The following is an 18,224-nucleotide window of genomic DNA, read 5'->3' as shown; positions in this document are numbered from 1 at the left end:
ATCATGCTCCCACTCTACAGATCAAAACGCTTGCTGTTTTGTTTTCCGGCATCTCCGGAACGAACCGGCAGGGCCTTGCTGCGTGATAGCCGCGCTTGAAAAGACGACGAGCCTTGATTGACCGCTACGGGGATGAGCAGCGTAAAGAGCGCAACCACCACAGCCATTAGCAGTGTTGCCAGGAGGCGAAGCAGCATTTCTGGCCAATCCCCTGAAGAAAACCCGGATTCAAGCACCAGACCCGCGAGCAGCCCGGAAATGGCTCCGCCGACAATAAAGCTCTTTGCCAGATGCCGATTGTCAAAAATCAGGCCCAATGCCAGCCCCATCAGCGTGCCGATGATGACCATGCTCAAGACCCGCAAGCTCGCGTACAAGGCACTGCTCTCAGTCGCATCGCTGCGGTCGGAGACGAGTGTGCGCTCCTGACGCGTCAGCTCGATGATCTGTCCAAATACACCAGTGATCTGGTCAGCGTGCTCGACATCGAAATAGCTCCCGCCTGTATTAGCAGAAATTTGTTTCAGCAGATTGGTTCCTTCTGCATCCACAGCGCTCATGCCCACGGTATGAATGACGATATTTGCTTGTTTAAAAGGGGCAAGGGCGCTTTCCAGATCAACACGGCTGTATCCATCCGACATCAGTACAATCGTACTGTGATTCCATTTTTGCGAGGTTTGAAGATGTTCCAGCGCTGTCCGCAAAGCCTCCTCGATATTCGTTCCGCCGCTCGTTCCAGCCTGCTGCAGCAGCTTTTGGACAACCTCGTCCTTCACAGTCTGCGAATCCAGCTGAATCAGTGGTTGGACGACTTCCGAACGGTCGTTGAAGGAGATGACCGCTACATTTGTCCCCTGCTCCATCTTTTGCACCATGTCACCTGCTGCCGGGAACAACTGGTTGTTCGGGTCAGAACGCTTCATGCTGCCGGAGGTATCCAGAAGCATGACGATGTTATCCGAACCACTCGTGGTTTGAAACGTAGCCCCATAAGCAAACTGCAGGAGCATAGCCACTACGCCAATCATGAGAAACGTGCTGGGTACGAGCATTTTCCAGGATGCTCCGACGTAGCGCTGCTTCCAGCCCTGCCCATTGAGCCTGGGCGAAACCATCTCTGCCACCAGGCACATCAGCCCTACAAAGAATGCGTATTGACCAAAATAAAGTCCCATTAACAGCCAAGTCGGCCATTCCCCTGAAAAATTCGCAAGCAGGATTTCTCCTACCGCATAACCGATGCCCCCACCCACCAGACTGCACAATACCATGAGCAGATTAATCTTTCTTTGTCTCATGACGATTCATCCTTTCCTCGGCGGCGAATGAAAAGCCGTTGTCCTGATAAGAGGTGTGGTACTTCTTGTTGTTGCGATAATACATGAGATCTTCCATCCCAAATCCGCCCATCAGGTTCAGCTTTTCGATACCGCTTTTTCGATCCTCGTGGATGCATCCTTGCTTGTAGGATCGATTTCCCTCGTCCAGATGAAGAACGAACTGGACGAAGTCGTTGCTGGTGTCAGCAAACAGGTATTTTTCCTCGTATCTGTGCTTTTGCAGGAAATGAAAAACTTCGATGTGGACCGCTGCCCGCTCTTCCAAAGCAAAAGCAAGGTCGCGGAACAGATCGTCGCGCGTCAGCACAGCGCGATTTTCATACGCCGCCGCTACATTGGCCCTCGCCAGCAAATCGGCGTCAAACGTAAGCGCAAAGGCTGGTCGAGGCAGAATCTCCGTACGACAAAACCGGCAGAGCCGCTCGATCAATCCAGCTACTCCGTTGTACAGCTGGAGCGAATCCGTACCGATGTACCGGGACTCCAGATAAAAATCTGCCCCGCGCTGTGTCTCCATCGCACCAATCGCCTCACGCACCAGTGATCCGTAATAGTCCTCGATGTTCTTTCCCAGATAATCGGCAGCTTCCCGAATGCTTCGCTGTGCATGCTCACGAAGCTGCTTTTGCAGCTCCTCCAATTGCTCGATCTGCCGTCCGATCTGACGATGAATCTCTCCTACCTGCCTCTCCCGCTCCTGCAGGATGCGCAGGATGATTTCCCCCTCCAGAATCTCGAGCTTTTTGCCATAGATCTGATCAAAGAGGTGACGGACAAAGGCTCTGACTCGCTCCTTGTCTCGGGTGAAAAGACCGCCCACTCGAATCTCCTGGCGGTCTACGCGTTGTTGATAGATTTCCTCCAACTCGGCCCGTGCAAGCTCCAACTCCCGGCTGGTTTCCCGAATACCCACGCGAAGCTCGTTCAAGAGATGCCCTACGCTGCTTTGTTCAGAGGTAATCTGATAGGCAGCGTAGAGACCGTAGCGAGGATCACCGACGATTTCCTCCTGGATAATCGAAGCGAGGCTTTCCTCTCTAAGCAAATCTTCCAGACGCTGATAGACAGGTCGAACCAGATTGGTATCGAAAAAGATCTGACTGCTCCCCTCAAACAGAGCCTGCTCAGCTTCCCGCAGGGTCATGGAGGCAAGCTCCTTGTAGCTGACACCCGAGGTCATCAATCCACCCATTTCATCACGCTTGGTCTCATCCGGAAACACCAATCGAATCTGCCTTTGCAGATCGTGAGACATCAAACCAAGCCGCTCCCGCACGCTCGACTTGTCAGGTATCGCCCCTTGCTTGAGCCTTTCCCAATAGGTGTCATAAACCGCTGACAGTACCGTCAAGGCAATGGCGTGAGTAGGTCGCTTGACTTTGGACAAGCCTGCGGAAGCAAAGGTAGCTTCCTCCCGACTGCCCGTCATGTTGCGGACAAATTGTACCTTGCTAAAGCTGTCGCTGCTGTTTACTTCTGCTCCCTTGTTGTGCAACAAGACCAGGTGGCTGATCAGCTCGTAGTTCTCCCGCATGCCTGCTTCGAGAAACATGCCATGCTCGTTTTTGTCGCCGAGCAGATAAACGAGTGAAAAGAGAGGAGCGCGATCATGCTCAACAGGCAGTTTAACCAGGTCGCTCGTCACCAGCAGATCGGCGTGATAGCTGTAATCACGTTGCTGATAGCGGTTCACCTCTTCCAGGAAGCTGACGCCCAGCGCGGCAGAAAATGCAAATTCCTCGCCGCCTCTCTCCTGCAGTAAAACGTATAAATCCATCGATACGTTCTTGAAAAGCTCCGCCAGATAGCTTTTCAGCACCAGAGTCAGTTCAGGCACAAGAACGTTGGCTGGATCGTCTGCACGTGTCACGACAGCGAGGTTCACCTGCTGAAAGGACGTAAACCGTTTACCCATCTCGGCCACTCGGACACTCGCCTGCTTCATGGTTTTGTTCAGTTCCATCAGGATGGATTCATCCTGTGCAAAGCATTCGTACATGGAGCTTCGCATCTTGCGTTTATCCGAATCCGGCCCAGGGAGTTGAAATCCATGCACCAACGGATGCTCCCACGTCTCCTTCTCATAGGCGTGGATGTACAGCACCTCTTCGCTGTTGTGCCATTTTTGTTCGTTCATCCGGCAGACAGCTTGCAGGGCATCCAGACTTTTATCCCCCAGGAAGAGAAAAAGCACGGGGTTCTGAATGTTTCGCTGCCCAAAGCCGTTATCCAGTTGTCTCTCCATATCGATCACGTATTCGGTTGCGAACTGATCCAGCAATTCCCTCATGCTTCTTCCCGCCATTTCATCTAAAGTGCATGTGCGCTTGTGCTATTGCAAAGTTTTGCGCATGTCGTTTACTTTTGACCAAACCTTCTTGTAAAACTCGTACATCTCTTCCCCGTTTACGTATTCATCCCTGTCGTATTCCAGCTCGCTTTTTACCGATTGGAAGGAAGCCGCGATCTCCTCCAGACGCTGGACCAGCATTTGCGTATCTTCTGCAGACGTCATCTGATCACTGCGTTTTGCCGCCTTGCGCTGCAACGTCGCCAGCTTTTTGCTGTCCAGACTGCGGAACTGCTGGTACACCACGTACTCGACATGCTTGTTGACTTTCATCAGGTTGAGCAGCGGCTCCCATGCCTCTTCTTCCTCATCCCGGTCATAGACGAACAAAGCGCCTTTTTTGCTGATCGTATTCGTGTAGAGCGCTTCGATGTAGCGGGTAAGCAATTCTTCTTCCCCTTGCATCGCGCCTATGATTTGCTCCAGCTCCTGGATCTTCATCTCGATAGCTTCGTATTTGCGCACCTCGATTTGAACGAGGCGGATCAATTCCGGATAGCGAATCAGGTTCTCCTTGGCCATCTCTTCATGGATGCTGCCAAAAATATCGCGTTGGAAGTCGCGCTCCAGACCATCCTTCATGTAGCCCCTCAGCTCTGCCAACAGGCGCTTGAGCTCGCCCGGGCTCATTTTGGAGGTATCCATCGCTGGAACTTCATACGGCTTGGTTACGATGCATTCATAACGGCTGCTTGTTTTGCTGTCCTCGCCTTTGGAACGGATGCTGCCAAAGCGCATAGCCTTGTCAAACAGACGGCGCACTTCTGCGTTATACGTCTTGATCCGGTCGTTCTGATACGTATCGCCCCACGATTTTTCCGGAATCGGCGACGGCAGGTAGGCCCAGTTGTTCTTCTCCGTCTGTACGAGGTGGCGGCCAACCCCTTCCCGATCCAGAATCGTACGCTCGTAGCTTTCCTCGTAGACCTTCAGCGGCGTGTAGACGAAGAGCGGAATACCATTTTTCGTATTCAGCCAGAAAATGCGGTTTTTGACCTCGCTCTCCTTCACTGTGAAACGAGAGCCGCTAATCGCAGTGTCCTGGTAGTTGCGAATCCCTTTTAAAATCGATGGAGCTTTCAATGGCACGGATACAAAGCCCCAGGATGGGAAGTGCATATTGCCGAGATTGTTGCTCAAGTGGAAGACCGGAATCGCTTCTTCATCCAGCTTGCTGGCAATCTTGCGCTCAACGATGCGATCCAGCGTCTCTTCCTGCCCGTATTTGATGACCAAGAACTCCTCCATCGATTTGGTGATCAGCTCGCCGAATTTATCTGACAGGAAGTCGGAGATGGAGCTGACGATATCGAGCTCTTGCTCCTTCACCCATTGATCAGAGTGCTTCAACAGATCGCTGGTGAAATCGCGGATCAGGTCGTCTGCGTCCTTTTGCTCCAGAATGTTGCCGATCACTTTGGCGACATCCGGCACACTGACGATGTTCCAGTAGTACGTCTTGTTGCCTGTGCGATCCATCTCTTCCTCGGCGTTGACCAAGATGTCGCCGTTTTTGTCAAAGATCTGGTTCAGGGCATTCAGTACTTCGGTAAAGACGCTGTAGATCCGATTGTTTTCTTCATTCAATACACGATGCAGCTCTTCGTAGAACTCGATCATCTGCTCCAGCTTTTCCTGGTCTGCCAACAGCTGGTATTCGTTGATCTTCGCTTCGATATAGATGTTTTTCTTCTTTTCCTTGGAAATAAAGGCACTGCGGGCATCGCCCAGCTTTTCAATCGCGTTTTCGCGCGCACCTTCGATCTCGCGCGGGAAGCTCTCCAGATTGGCTTTGATGCTCTCCACGTAAGACAGGATCATTTTCAGCAGGCAAAAGCCTTTATCCGAGTGGATCAGACGCGATGCGTAAAACGGTCCTTGCTGTGGATGCAGGAAGACACGGGTCATCATCTCACGGAATGTCTCGATCAATTCGCCCGGGGTCTGCTTCTTGCACTTGATGTATTCCTCGCGTGCTTTCGCCAGGTAACCCTGCTCCAGCTCGTGATCGATGCTGACCACCTGCTGGCTGATCACATTGCTGTAGTTCAAACGTTCGCTGTTCTCAAAGCCTGGCAATGGTTCTGGAACGCGCGACTCGAATTTGCGAGCGATCGAGTCGATGTCGATACCCAGCTTGCGTGCGAATTTCTCCGCATCCTCCTGAGTAGGGGCGACCGCGAACATTTTCTCCATCTTCTTAAACAGACGATATGCCAGATACGTCGTCATTTCTTCAATCGGCAGCACCGCAGAGGAGGCGCCGATCACGTTGTACTGATAATTGGCCGCATACGCTTTTGGCATTTGGTTGATGTTGGTGCGGATATTGCTGATGTAGTCGTGAATCGCGAACTCTTCGCCGGAGCGCTTTTCCTCGCTCGCCATGAAGTTCGTGATGTTCTCTGCCGTCACGTTCATGCAGTAATCGTAGGCATTCTCCAGCGCCTTTCCTTCCAGATTGGTCGCGGAGATCAGATGGCACAGGTTGAATGGCGGCATCGGCGATTGCACATTCAGCACATTGCCGTACTGCTGCTTGAAGCGCTCCATACGTTCGTCAGCGTTCATCCAGTAATCCAGCTCTTTGAGTGCCGCATAGCCGTTTTTCATGATGTAGTCGCGAGTATGGGAGCTCAGGCTCTTATTGGACAGGTTCACATCCGGCGTGAACAGATAGCCCAGCATGTTGACCTTGTCTACGCCGCCACTGCCGAAGTCGCGCTCCAGAATTCCGCGTACGATATACGAAATATCCAGGAAGCAGCCGCTGCCCGTACCGCCGGAAAGTCCGCTCAGCAGGAACACAGTCAGCTTTTTGTTCGTGCCTTCGGTGAGCATTTTAATCTTTTTCTCAATCGTTTGAACGACCTGCGTGATTTTGGTAAACAGAAGCAAGCGGCCTGCCTGACGCACACCTGACGCTCCGCTGATCCCGTCTGTAATCGTCAGCTCCGGAGACAGCCAATCGGTGATATACGGCTCCAGGATACTGCGGTTTTGCAAAACCCCGCCGATCTCCGGGTTGGAGAGCAGGACGAATTCCGTGACCGGATCAAGCCCGATGCCCTTGTATTTTTTGTTGCGGTCATGTTCATTGGTTTCAAAAGCGATGAATTCGATATTGTCCGGCTTTTCTTTGCGCTTTTTAGATAGAGAATCCACCGGCAGCTTAAAGCGGCGGTTTACCTGATATTTCAAGCGAAGCAAAGCATCGATCCCCGTTCCACCCAAACCGATTACGAGCATCGGGTTGTCGATGGTGTCTACACGAATCTTGTCACTGACGATGCCTCCGCCCAATGATACGTCCAATTGCTGAATATGTTCTCTTACGACTGCTTTCATATTAGATCCACCCCTAGACGATGTAGTCTACAAAAACGGATTTGTTCACGCTCGACAGCGAAATCTTGATTCTGTCGTTTTTCTTCAATTCCTTGCCTTTGCTGACATCCAGCACCCTTCCACCCTTTTCGATGCGGCAGGAGGAGCGATTTTCGATGATCAGCGTATCGTTTTTCCCTGGCAGGAACACCACTTTGTCGGTTTCCTGGAATTCTGGAGCCAGCTGCAGGAGCTGGTGAAGCTTCACTTTTCCTTTAAATGCGTTCAGCTTCTTGTATTGCGGGTTGGATTTATCCCCTGTGTCCTCATCTACAATCTCGATGGCAATCTGTCCGATGAACCCCTTGTTCGCTTTGCGCCAAATGGAGAGCAGATAGAGAGCCAGCGCGACCAGTAAGATCACAATGAGTGCGATGATGACGACAGTGAGCCAAGGGAACGGTTCCTCTGTCGCTGCCGAATCCCCGGCTGGCGGCGGTGTCGGCGTAGTTGCCCCACCGGCAGCGGATGACGCATCGACAGTCACTGGCGGTGTTTCGCGATAAAAGCTGGTATCCTCAGCCTTGATTCTGATTTCGTATTTGTGGTCGGCTGGAATCGTAAAGCTGCCTTCAAAACCGCTACCCGTGTTCGTGATTTCCACTTCGCTCGTCTTTTGATCGGTAAGGTCGTTGATCAGCAGCGTCGCCTTCATCTGGTTGTACAGCTCTGGGCTCGCGACCTTTTGTCCGTTGCTGGCGAGTGCGGCTTTGACAGGAATGACGTCCCCGGCTTTAAATGCGTTACTCGCGATCGGCTCCATCTCTAATTGCAGATCATAGTTGAATATCATGTTGATGTCGATCTTGTCCTGCGGTACCCCTTTTACCTGCAGATTCCACTCACCCTGCTGCGGCTTGACGATTTTGATCATCGAATACGCACTGGAACGGGAGAAGCGAACCTGATCGGACGGAATATGTATCTCCTTGCCCGAAGGATCAAACAATTTTACTTCAACCGATTTTTGCGACATGATCGAAATATTGGCTTCCATCACATTGGCGTTCGGAATGGGAATCGCTACGTCCTGGATCTGGCCGTTGGACGTAAAGTTCGTGATTGGAACCACCTTCAGCTTCAGATGGTTGGCAAAAATTTCGCTCAATATTTGCGGCAGATTGTCTGCTGTGCTCGTCTCGAAGAATTTTCCGTTCGTCTCCCTGGCGATTTGCTCCAGCGTCGTGCGATTCAATTGTCCGTCTGCATTGAGCCCAATCGTGTAGATCGGATACCCCTTGCTTTTCGCTTGCTGAATGGAGTCTTGCAAATCCTGGTCTGACATCGCTTGTGTACGGTTGGATGCTTCATTCAGGTAGTTGTTTCCGTCTGCCAAAAGAACGATGATCGGGGAGTTGGCGGGATCACGTCCGGCATCCAGAATTTTCACTGCTTCTTTTACCCCGACAGAGATATCGGTGTATGCCCCTTTTTGCAGGCTGTCGATAAACGCCTTGATCTCGTTCTTGTCTTGCTCGGAATTGACCTGAATCATGGCCTTTTCCCGTTCAATTTTATCCGTATAAGAGATAATTCCGATTTTGTTCGCCTGTATCGACGTCATGTCGACGAACATTTTCATCGCTTCGTTGCTTACTTTGTTTTTATCACTCTGGCTCATGGAGTTGCTGACGTCTACGACCAATACAGCATCCATATTACTTCCACTGGTCCCGGCAAAAACCAGGTTCGCGCCTGTCATTACAGAACCCAGCAGAAGCGCCACACATAACAGATTTCGAACCAGCTTACTGAGTCGGATCATCTGTGAACCCCTCCACTGTTTTTTCTTTGACCTCTCTTGCCAATTGTTGAGAATCGTTGCAAATAAAGGAGCATTATGACAATATTACCACTATATTGAGGAGCCCTAGTAGAAAAAAAGCTATTTTTACCTCCCTATTACGTATTACGATACGGGTAGGCCTTTTGTTGCAAAATTCGACAAGAACTTGATGGAGGAAATTTATGCTAACCTACTTTCTTCTGTCCGCAGCTGTGCTACTACTGGTTTTTCGCTTGCTGAAGCTATTGAAATGGAAGCGTCAGAATCCCTCCGAACAACAGATTGATCAGCATCTTCACGATCTGTTGAACAGGAAGAAGGAACTACCATGAAGAAACGAATTGGCGTCCAGTTTCGCAAAACGCATAAGACCGCACACGTCTTCGAACGTTTGAAAGCCTGCAGGCACTGCCACACCTACCACGTGCTCTGGGAGACAGAATGCAGCGTTTGCGGGCGAGAGTATCAGCCCGTTCGCGAGATATCAGCCAAAGTAACCAGGCGCTACGTGCAGACCCGATTCCTGTTGCTCGCGCTGTTTGTTTGTCTAGCGATTCTTAGCGCAGACACACTGCTGCAGATTGGTGTTTCCATTGGCGGAGGCATCGTTTTATCCGCGTTCTTTTTTGTCTTGCAAAAAAAGTACGGAATCTATGAAAAAAATCGGGACTTCCTCCGTTATTTGACGCAAGAGACCGAGAACATCAAGAAATCCTTGCTGAAGCAGCAGGAGGATATCGGTGCCGATGTAAAGGCAGAGCGCTTCAAGGACGCTTATGAAAAGATTCGGGAAATGAGCCACTTCCTGCATTCCGATACGATCAAAATCCGCAAAATCATGTATTTGAACCACTTCATTCTGCGCAAAGACATGGAGCTGGAGCTGGATTCTCTCATTCCCTCCACCTACGATAAGGATTTCGTCGAGTATTTGCGCGAAGTGATCAAAGTAAAGCCCGAGCTGGTCAAACGATCCGTGCTCACCTACGTCAGTCGTTACAAAAGCCGCATCCTTCTGCACGAAAACGGTGAACAGCTGATCGGCCAGGTGGCAGGAGCTGCCCTGAGGATGAGTGCTTATGCGGAAGAGTTCCAGGACCTCATCATCGAATTCATCGACTATTTGCCACGGGAGCGCCTGCTTCGTCTCGCCAGGATGGTAAGCAATCATCGCCAGCCAGGCTGGGAGCGTTTGGAAGAGGAGACCAAAAGGCGAATTGAGACGCACTACTCCTTTGATCCCGACTTCAATAGCGTTTTGTGAAGGAGGTTCTTGCTATGAAAATCATCTCTCCCTATCAAAAGTCGCTGTGGGTCCGAAATCTTCTGCTCGTGCTCGTCGCCATTGCTCTGATCGGTGTTTGCGTCAAGATCGTGCAGAGCTATCAAAAATCGTTGCTGATGGCGCAGGCCAAGGACCATTACGAGTCTCAAAACCTGTTGTTGGCTGAGGAAACCTATGCAAAGGCAAGTGAGATTTCTGCCATTCATTATGAAGAAGAACCGTGGAGTGCCCTGTTGTCCCGACTAACTCCCGTACGGCTGGAGCTAGAATCCCTGGCTCGGGATGTACAATTCGCTATTCAACAGAACGATCCGGATCAAGCTCGGGCAGCCTACCAAAGCTATCAATCCTTAAAACAACAAGCGGCAAAGAACGACAATCAGGTTGCTTCCTTTTTCCATCAGATCGCTCAGCGCCTTGCCATTGAAAATCAACTCGGTCAGTACTATCAGCAAGCGATGAAAGACGCCAAGGGGCAGCTGCAAGCCAATCTGGACCAGAAACAGTATAAAAATCATTCGTTTATCCATACGCTGGCGACAATCCCAGACGAATATTACGGGGGCAAGGATAAAAAACAGGCGGAGCTGGAAGTGCTCTTCCTGCGCTACGAGCGAACCAAGCTGCGTGATTTGGCTGCTGACGGTACCTTTTTCGAGGTCATCACGAGCTTTGCGAACAGCCGCAGCGAATATGCCAAGGCGAACTTTCCTACAGATTGGCTAATTACCCTGCTTGAGCGATATGCCAAAGAGGAAATCAATCAGACCATCCGCCAGCAGGATCTGGGTGAATTCGTCACTCGCGCGAAAGCTTACCTGGAGCTGAAAAGCTTCCTCCCTTCCCAATCGGAAGTGGTGGAAATGATCGAAAAGCATCTGAGAGAGCAATATCGCAAGGCTGAACAATATGTAAAAACGAACCATTTTGAAAAAGCAATCGAGCTGTTCCAGGAGTTAAGCCGTCTGGAGGATATCACCGAGCAGCTGTCCGAATTGGAGAAGCGCTGGACTTCCTATGATCCTGGACGATTGCTGCAGGCTCAATTTCCGGACAAGACGCTCCAAACGCTCATGACCGGCAAGGAGCTGTGGGGAGCGCAAGCATATGCCATCGGATGGGATGAAACCGACGGACATCTCTACATGGCGGCGAGTATGGAGGATGGCTCCACGATCAAGCTGGATCAAGCTCTGTCGCTGGATCGTCAATCCGTCATTTTCTCGCTGTCGGAGATGCTTGGCTCCAAAGAATATCCTGTCCTCGTCGCGGAATCTGCGGGTAAAGAGCGCGCCTACTCCTATCTCGGCCTTGTTCCCGACCTGTCCCGGGCGACTTTCGTCAAGCGCTGGCAATTGGAAGCAGATGGCTGGGAAGCGCAAAGCACCGACCAGATCCTTGTGAAAAACCCCGTCGGTGAAGGTGAGCGGGAAATCGCGCACTTCGTACTGAAGGATTCAGGACTCGAGTACAAGGAAAAATGGGCGGATTACCTGGTGGATTCGGATGAAACGCAAGAGGAAACGAGCGAACAGGAAGAATGGCCGACTGAACAAACCGAAACTGACCAGATACCAGACACCCCTGCTGCCAGCGAAAAGCCCGCTGATATTCCTGCCGACATCCCTGCCAGCATCCCTAGCGGGCGCACGTTTGATGTATACGCAGGACCAGGCGAAGAACATGCCATGATCGGTCAGGTAATCGAAGGAAGCTATCAAGTCATCTCCAGTCAGAGCGGCTGGCAGCTGATTCATTACGGAGGATCTGAAGGCTGGATTCGCTCTTTGCCTCCAAATAGCCAATAATCTCCCAATCTCGCGAAACAAAGCGCTATAATAAACGTCTAACGCTTATTAAGAGTTTTAGCGCAAAACTAACGTGTTGGAGGATTCACACAAATGAAATGGCGGAAGTGTTTAACCTTTTTACTGTTGTTCGTGCTTTGTGTTTCGGCTATTGGCGCCCCAGCACAGGCACAAAGCTCTCCTGTGATCAGCATCTTCTTAGATGGACAACAGGTACATAGCGATGTCTCCCCGTACATCATTCCAAAGGTGAACGTGACGATGGTTCCCCTGCGGGTAATCAGTGAAAGCCTGGGGGCGGAAGTCTACTGGGATGGACAATCCCAGACCGCTACCATCATCAAGGATGATACCGTGCTCTCCATGACCATGAATCAAAAATTCGCATGGGTAAACAACGGTCAAATGCCGCTGGATGCTTCTGTAGAAAACAGAGCGGGCAGAACGATGGTTCCGCTTCGTTTTGTCTCGGAACAGCTCGGCTTGCAGGTAAACTGGAATCAGTCCACTCGCACGATTACCTTGTTGACTGGCGATGTCGCAGTGCAGCAGCCTGAACCCATTCCTCAGGATGTGATCACCCAGCCACAGCCTCATAACCCGAGCACACTGAGAGGCGTATGGGTGTCCACCGTGTACAATCTCGACTGGCCTTCTGCCGGTTCTTATGGGAATCAAGAAAAACAAAAGCAGGAATACGTGAAAATGCTGGACGAACTGCAGGATATGGGCATGAATGCCGTCTTTGTACAGGTGCGACCTGCCGGCGATGCCCTGTATCCATCCAGTCTCGTTCCCTGGAGCAAATACCTGACTGGAACACAAGGAAAAGACCCGGGATATGACCCGGTTGCTTTCATGATTGAGGAGACCCACAGACGCGGCATGCAGTTCCACGCCTGGTTCAACCCGTTCCGTGCAACGACAGAAGCCAAAACCGACATACTAGCAGCCAACAGCGTGGTGAAAAAGTATCCGCAGTGGATCGTCAATTCCAGCAACAAGCTGTACATCAATCCGGGTATTCCGGAAGCGCGTCAACACATTATTGCCACCATTATGGAGGTTGTGAATCGTTACGATATTGACGGCGTTCATCTGGACGATTACTTCTATCCATCCAATGGCACCTTTCCTGATGATGCGACCTTTGGTGCTTACGGTAACGGCTTCGGAGACAAAGCCGAATGGCGACGCTACAATATCAATCAGTTCGTACAGCAGCTGGATCAGTCGATCAAGAGCGTGAAGCCACAGGTTCAGTTCGGCATCAGTCCGTTCGGCGTATGGCGCAACATCGCCAACGATTCGAGCGGTTCGGATACCAAAGCGGGAGTCACCGCCTACGACCACATGCATGCGGACGTACGCACCTGGATTCAGCATGGCTGGATCGATTACGTGACACCGCAAATCTATTGGAGCCTGTCTTTTGCTCCAGCCCAGTACGACAAGCTCGTGACCTGGTGGTCCAATGAAGTGCGAGGCACGGATGTGACCCTGTACATCGGCCACGCCCCGTACAAGCTGGGCACCAATGAAGCAGGCTGGCAAAATGCGCAGGAGATCATCAATCAACTGAATTACAACACCTTGCATCCGGAAGTAAAGGGAAGCATCTTCTTCAGCGCCAAGGATTTGCGCAAAAATCCACTCGGCTTGATTCAAGAGCTTCGGAGCTACTACTTGACCCGCTAGGAACCGAAAAGCCCCGCTACCTGGAAGCAGAGGACAGCTCACTCTGCATCAGGTTTGCGGGGCTAATTCGTTATTTACTCGTCTGGAACACTTTCATCATCTTCTTGGCTGCCTCAACATCCCAATTCGGTGATTGGGTAGAAATCCGGTACTCCAGCTTGGCTCCCGTATGCTCTGTCACCCACACGATATCTTTCAGCACAGTCTCCCTCATCGGCTGCTCTGCATAGAGGGCTTCGATCTGGTCGACAACCACTTTCTCCGTTTTTCTTTGATCCTGATTGACGTAATAAACCATATTATCCGCTACACCCTCGATATTGGTGATGGCTACCCGTATCGATTCTTCTCCTGCCGTGTACGTGACCGTGATATGGCTCAGCTGATCAGTCCACCGCAAGGGCTGCTGCACAAAATCCTGATCGGTCGCTTCCGCCAGCTTATACAGCTCTTCTTTGTCGTAATCGCGATCTACCTCATACTCTACGCTTCCAGCGGCAAACGCAAACCCGCCCGGAAGCTCCTGGGGGATCTCAAATTGTCCACCAACCTCCTGTTGCATGTCTTCCAGCTTGGCAAATTCAAACGGCTTTATAATCGTGTCGACGCTTTTCTTTGGATTATGCTCCTTGATGTAGACGGCAGCCACTGTTCCAGGAGCCATTTGCTCTTCGACTTCTGCCCTTTTTTGCATAAAGGCCAGCATCGTACCATCCGGGTCTTGGATGATCGTGTTCGGCGCTTCTGTTGCATCCTTTTCCTGATAAATGACCTCACCCTTTTCATTTTTCAATTGAAAGTACTCGACAGCGGCATAGGCCGTAGTAACACTAGCGAGCAAACCGACTGTTTCCGCATGCTTCGCCCCTCCCTTCTCTTGAGGAGAATACGCGTATCTGAATTTGGCTGCTGTGCGTTCGAATTTTTTGCGCAGGCTGGCCGCATTCTTGTTCATGATGAGGGCTATTTCTTCGTAGGTTTTTTCTTCTACTCCTCGCAGGATCAGCAGGGTACGTTCCTCCACCGAAAGTGAAGTCATCGCAAGGTATACTGGCTCGCTAAAATACACGTCCTCAATATGCTGATCAATCTGAGACTCCCCTCGTTCCACACCTTGCAGGAAGGGAAGCAGCCGACTCCACTTTCTTTTGCGAATCAGATCCATACAATGGTTAAAGGCAATTTTGTAGAGCCAGGCTGCAAATGGTATCATTCGATTGTATTTTTTAAGATTGCGATAAGCCTTGATGAAGACTTCCTGTGCAGCATCCTCTGCTTCCATCGCTTTGCTGTCCACGCTCTCCCTCCTTTCAACTGGTATAACGTTGCAGGGTATCCTATATGTGACAAAGTCCAAGAAAAAAGAAAATGCCCTTCGTAGAGGGCACTCTCAGGTGTAGTCATTGTCATTTACTGCTCATGCATAGGGCAAGTCAGCCCCTTTACATGACTTGGACATGCCGCAGTACCAGGCTTGTCCTGATAAAAAAAGTTGGGCGATTCCATACGGTTGTCATAGGCACTGTGGAAAATATGCGTAGCTGCAGGCGAGATAGGCGGGATCAACCATGTCCAATCTCCGGTCATTTCCCTGCCCTCATTCTTTTCCCGCTGCTCAAAGCGCTGGAACTGCTGACTCGCTGTATGGTGATCCACAATCGACACGCCAGCCTCTTTAAAAGAGTGGAGAACCGCGATATTCAACTCGATCAGCGCCTTATCCTTCCACAGCGTGATTTCCCGACTGGTGTCCAGCCCCATGATCTGGGCCATTTTGGGCAGCATATTGTAACGATCCTGATCGGCCAGATTTCTAGCACCGATCTCGGTTCCCATGTACCAGCCGTTGAACGGGGCTGCCAAATAATCGATACCGCCAATCTCCAAACGCATGTCAGAGACGATCGGGACCCCGTACCATTTCAAATGAAGATCGGAAAACGCCGGATAATCCGGGTGCCGCAGCATAACCTCCAAGACCAATTGCTTGGGGATATCAAAATAACGCGGTGTTTTCTCTCCCATTTGCAAGACCAGCGGCAAGATATCAAAACGCGTCCGCTCCCCTTGCCAGCCCAGCTTCTCGCAAAGTCGGGTAAACTCGATCGATACAGGGTCTCCCAGCACCCCATGCTCTGTCTCATAGCCCGCATACCGGATCAATTGATGGTTCCAAATGCGCGGGCGGGGTCCTTCCCCTGCCGCAGGCGCAAAGATGGTGATAGACGGTCGTATTTTCCCGTCATTGGTCGCGTACTCGATGTGGCGAAACAGCGCTTGTGCCATCTCCTCTTCACTTTTCACATGGCGTTCGTCAAACACCTGCAGCGACTCCCAAAAAAGGCGGCCGATACACCGGTTGCTGTTGCGCCACGCCATTTTCGCCCCGTGTCTGAGTTCTTCTTCTGTATGTACATAAAAGCCCTGTGCGGCAAAAGACTCTCTGATTGCTTGCAGTCGCTCTTCTGTCTCTTGTGGGGTTTTACCCAGTTCCTTGTAGCAGGTTTGAATAAAGCGTTCTGCCGCTTCCATTCGTTGTTGATCGTCCATCCTACCCTCTTTTCCCGCTCTCCCTCTAAGAGAAGGCTCTACAGCGGATTCCATTCCTATCACGCATCCTCCTCATTATAAGTTTCCTCCTATGCAAATACCAATCACCTACGCCTTTCTTCACAGTTCTGTCAGAAAAGAAAAGGGGCCAAAGGTACGCTTTTTCTCCTTTTGGACATAGTAGTGACATACATACCTGGTATTTTTTCAACAGAGGTGTTGCCCATGAAGCTCCTGATCATAGAAGACGATCAACATCTTTCCGAAACCATCCGCCAAACAGCGCCGGTCATGTTTGAAACCACACAGGCCTTCGATGGTGAGGAGGGGTTGTTTTTAGCATCGCAAAATATTTTCGCCTGTTGACAGCTAAGGACAGGCATCGATGACAAGATTCACGGCTTTTAAAAAGGGGCCGACGATTATTTGATCAAGCCCTTTCATCGGGAGGAGCTGCTTTTGCGTCTGGAAGCTCTCGTTCGGCGAACGGTCGGTGACTTCAGGGAACACACCTTGCGCTTCAAGGATCTGCACGTGAACACGAAAAACTACCAGGTGAGCATCGGCGATGAAATTATCTGACCTGTTTCCCTGAGTGGGTAAACAGCTTGGTATCAAAAAACTGCTCCAGCTGCAGGATAAGCACCAGAAAAGTCTGCATCTTTTCCAAAGTCATCATGAAAAACACCTCGCTTAAGAAGACCGCATTTCCAACTTGTCTATAGCTTAATTTACTGAAATTGATAATTATTATCAATAAATTTGCGCGAAAAATACCGGGACGAGCACATTCTCGGCCCTCATGCCGCAATAGTACCCTGCATCGCGATCATGGTATGGTACATACCAAGCGATCGCAAGGGAGATCGCACATGTCATCGTTTACGCCTTGAATCGCGAGGGCATCATCGGCGACACCCAGCCCAACATCTCACGGTTTTGGGATGAGCTCGGGGGGCAAGTCGATCTTGCCTTCGAAGCTATGAAGTGACGATCATCTATACGAGAAGACCCGGAGCTTAAGCACTCTGGGTCTTTATGATTTATTGAAGCAGCGCCTGCAACGTTTTCTTTTTCCAGTAAAAGCGGTAATAAATAGACTGGGCTAAGAAGTTCACCAGAAAAGCGACGGGATACGTCACCCACACTCCTTGGATGCCGAGCTCTGTAAAATGAGACAACGAGTAAGCCACCGGCACCTGGATCAACCAAATACACGAAATCGTGAATATCGTGGGCCACATGACCGTACCCGACGCTCTCATCGTCGCTGAAATCGCCTGTGCCATATCCCGGTCTTGGTCGCATACCGAATCTGAGCCGTTTTCTGAGAGCCGATAAACTGCGCCACGAACACAGAAATGGCAATGGAAATGCTCATCGCAGGAATTTGCACATAGCTTGCGATCTGGTTGACGATTCCGTAGGCTGCTGTCGCATTCGACCCGTACTCATTGACGAACGTGATCACCGCTATCTCTGACATCGCGAGGGACACCATGCTGATGCTTGTGGGAATGGCTAGTCGAAGCAATGTCTTTAATATCTCGCCATTTAGCCTGCAATGCTTCAACACCATGCGATCCACCTTTAGGACATGATTCCTTTGGTACAAATACCCGAGTAAGAATACGCATGTAAAAATACCGGATACTACGGATGCATATGCGGCTCCATACAACCCGAAGGCAGGTACGCCGCCCCATCCAAAAATGAAGACAGGCAGCAGGAGCATATTGAGGATCGTATTGATCAACAAAAAGTAGAAAGGCGTTTTTGAATCACTGGGGCTGTGATGCTCATCCCCACTACTTTCCATTCCTTTGTCACCACTTCACATGCCAGGTGCATTTTTTCCGTTTCCATAGATACCTCCCACATCGAATCGTAGCTACTGACCTCTCTATCTTAATGGAAAATAGTGGATATCCTCAATTCTTTTTCATAAGAAAACCCAGAGCGAAGCTCTGGGCCTTTTTGCGTTAGAGGATATCCGAAAGTTTGTACTCGTATCCAT

Annotated in this window: 14 protein-coding genes; 6 read left to right on the top strand and 8 right to left on the bottom strand. The window is 50.6% G+C overall.

The window, feature by feature from the left end:
- Window positions 1-14: 14 nt before the first annotated feature.
- The 4 genes from JZI27_RS10065 to JZI27_RS10050 are packed head-to-tail and all read right to left on the bottom strand — an operon-like array spanning window position 15 to window position 8,845.
- Window positions 15-1,301, bottom strand: coding sequence for a vWA domain-containing protein (locus JZI27_RS10065; protein WP_122908080.1), 1,287 nt, complete (start codon window positions 1,299-1,301; stop codon window positions 15-17).
- Entirely contained in the window at window positions 1,282-3,633 is a 2,352-nt protein-coding gene (locus JZI27_RS10060; protein ID WP_280207442.1) for a hypothetical protein, read from the bottom strand. Before JZI27_RS10060 ends, JZI27_RS10065 begins: the two co-directional genes overlap by 20 nt.
- Before the next feature lie 42 nt (window positions 3,634-3,675).
- On the bottom strand, window positions 3,676-7,041 hold the full coding sequence (locus JZI27_RS10055) for a tubulin-like doman-containing protein (protein ID WP_280207441.1): 3,366 nt from the start codon (window positions 7,039-7,041) through the stop codon (window positions 3,676-3,678).
- A gap of 13 nt (window positions 7,042-7,054) precedes the next feature.
- Complete coding sequence (locus JZI27_RS10050; protein WP_280207440.1) at window positions 7,055-8,845, bottom strand: vWA domain-containing protein; 1,791 nt, start codon at window positions 8,843-8,845, stop codon at window positions 7,055-7,057.
- 203 nt (window positions 8,846-9,048) lie between these two features.
- On the opposite strand from JZI27_RS10050, the gene JZI27_RS10045 reads away from it, so the two are divergent.
- The 4 genes from JZI27_RS10045 to JZI27_RS10030 all read left to right on the top strand — a co-directional run bounded on the left by JZI27_RS10045 (window position 9,049) and on the right by JZI27_RS10030 (window position 13,657).
- On the top strand, window positions 9,049-9,198 hold the full coding sequence (locus tag JZI27_RS10045; RefSeq protein WP_183184845.1) for a hypothetical protein: 150 nt from the start codon (window positions 9,049-9,051) through the stop codon (window positions 9,196-9,198).
- The gene (locus tag JZI27_RS10040) at window positions 9,195-10,130 is read left to right on the top strand and encodes a C1 domain-containing protein (RefSeq protein ID WP_280207439.1); all 936 of its coding nucleotides are present in this window, start codon (window positions 9,195-9,197) and stop codon (window positions 10,128-10,130) included. Before JZI27_RS10045 ends, JZI27_RS10040 begins: the two co-directional genes overlap by 4 nt.
- 14 nt (window positions 10,131-10,144) lie before the next feature.
- Complete coding sequence (locus JZI27_RS10035; RefSeq protein WP_280207438.1) at window positions 10,145-11,959, top strand: SH3 domain-containing protein; 1,815 nt, start codon at window positions 10,145-10,147, stop codon at window positions 11,957-11,959.
- A gap of 93 nt (window positions 11,960-12,052) precedes the next feature.
- Window positions 12,053-13,657, top strand: a complete 1,605-nt coding sequence (locus tag JZI27_RS10030) for a family 10 glycosylhydrolase (protein WP_280207437.1) — start codon at window positions 12,053-12,055, stop codon at window positions 13,655-13,657.
- Between the two features lie 70 nt (window positions 13,658-13,727).
- On the opposite strand, the gene JZI27_RS10025 is transcribed toward JZI27_RS10030, so the two are convergent.
- Both JZI27_RS10025 and JZI27_RS10020 read right to left on the bottom strand, forming a co-directional pair.
- Window positions 13,728-14,954, bottom strand: a complete 1,227-nt coding sequence (locus JZI27_RS10025; RefSeq protein WP_280207436.1) for an RNA polymerase sigma factor — start codon at window positions 14,952-14,954, stop codon at window positions 13,728-13,730.
- A 113-nt stretch (window positions 14,955-15,067) separates the two neighbouring features.
- A complete protein-coding gene (locus JZI27_RS10020; protein ID WP_280207435.1) occupies window positions 15,068-16,207 on the bottom strand; it encodes a nitric oxide synthase oxygenase in 1,140 nt (379 codons plus the stop codon).
- A gap of 225 nt (window positions 16,208-16,432) precedes the next feature.
- Between JZI27_RS10020 and JZI27_RS10015 the strand changes: the two genes are divergently transcribed.
- Both JZI27_RS10015 and JZI27_RS10010 read left to right on the top strand, forming a co-directional pair.
- Window positions 16,433-16,573, top strand: a complete 141-nt coding sequence (locus JZI27_RS10015; protein WP_280207434.1) for a response regulator — start codon at window positions 16,433-16,435, stop codon at window positions 16,571-16,573.
- Between the two features lie 60 nt (window positions 16,574-16,633).
- Window positions 16,634-16,789, top strand: a complete 156-nt coding sequence (locus JZI27_RS10010; RefSeq protein WP_280207433.1) for a hypothetical protein — start codon at window positions 16,634-16,636, stop codon at window positions 16,787-16,789.
- A gap of 461 nt (window positions 16,790-17,250) precedes the next feature.
- Here JZI27_RS10010 and JZI27_RS10005 read toward each other — a convergent pair whose 3' ends face one another.
- Both JZI27_RS10005 and JZI27_RS10000 read right to left on the bottom strand, forming a co-directional pair.
- Window positions 17,251-17,472 (bottom strand): hypothetical protein, encoded by a 222-nt coding sequence (locus JZI27_RS10005; protein WP_122908087.1) that lies wholly within the window; start codon window positions 17,470-17,472, stop codon window positions 17,251-17,253.
- Window positions 17,469-18,026: an MATE family efflux transporter gene (locus JZI27_RS10000; protein ID WP_280207432.1), complete on the bottom strand. Its 558-nt coding sequence runs from the start codon at window positions 18,024-18,026 to the stop codon at window positions 17,469-17,471. Before JZI27_RS10000 ends, JZI27_RS10005 begins: the two co-directional genes overlap by 4 nt.
- Window positions 18,027-18,224 lie beyond the last annotated feature (198 nt).

Source organism: Brevibacillus sp. AY1 (assembly GCF_029870785.1).
GTDB lineage: Bacteria > Bacillota > Bacilli > Brevibacillales > Brevibacillaceae > Brevibacillus > Brevibacillus invocatus.
Note: the sequence above shows the minus strand (reverse complement) of the source record. Positions and strands in the feature narration are given on the sequence as shown.

Coding starts and splice junctions, on each gene's coding strand:
- JZI27_RS10065 (WP_122908080.1), bottom strand. CDS start 1,301: ATGAGACAAAGAAAGATTAATCTGCTCATGGTATTGTGCAGTCTGGTG.
- JZI27_RS10030 (WP_280207437.1), top strand. CDS start 12,053: ATGAAATGGCGGAAGTGTTTAACCTTTTTACTGTTGTTCGTGCTTTGT.
- JZI27_RS10035 (WP_280207438.1), top strand. CDS start 10,145: ATGAAAATCATCTCTCCCTATCAAAAGTCGCTGTGGGTCCGAAATCTT.
- JZI27_RS10020 (WP_280207435.1), bottom strand. CDS start 16,207: ATGGACGATCAACAACGAATGGAAGCGGCAGAACGCTTTATTCAAACC.
- JZI27_RS10050 (WP_280207440.1), bottom strand. CDS start 8,845: ATGATCCGACTCAGTAAGCTGGTTCGAAATCTGTTATGTGTGGCGCTT.
- JZI27_RS10000 (WP_280207432.1), bottom strand. CDS start 18,026: ATGGAAAGTAGTGGGGATGAGCATCACAGCCCCAGTGATTCAAAAACG.
- JZI27_RS10045 (WP_183184845.1), top strand. CDS start 9,049: ATGCTAACCTACTTTCTTCTGTCCGCAGCTGTGCTACTACTGGTTTTT.
- JZI27_RS10060 (WP_280207442.1), bottom strand. CDS start 3,633: ATGAGGGAATTGCTGGATCAGTTCGCAACCGAATACGTGATCGATATG.
- JZI27_RS10015 (WP_280207434.1), top strand. CDS start 16,433: ATGAAGCTCCTGATCATAGAAGACGATCAACATCTTTCCGAAACCATC.
- JZI27_RS10005 (WP_122908087.1), bottom strand. CDS start 17,472: ATGAGAGCGTCGGGTACGGTCATGTGGCCCACGATATTCACGATTTCG.
- JZI27_RS10040 (WP_280207439.1), top strand. CDS start 9,195: ATGAAGAAACGAATTGGCGTCCAGTTTCGCAAAACGCATAAGACCGCA.
- JZI27_RS10055 (WP_280207441.1), bottom strand. CDS start 7,041: ATGAAAGCAGTCGTAAGAGAACATATTCAGCAATTGGACGTATCATTG.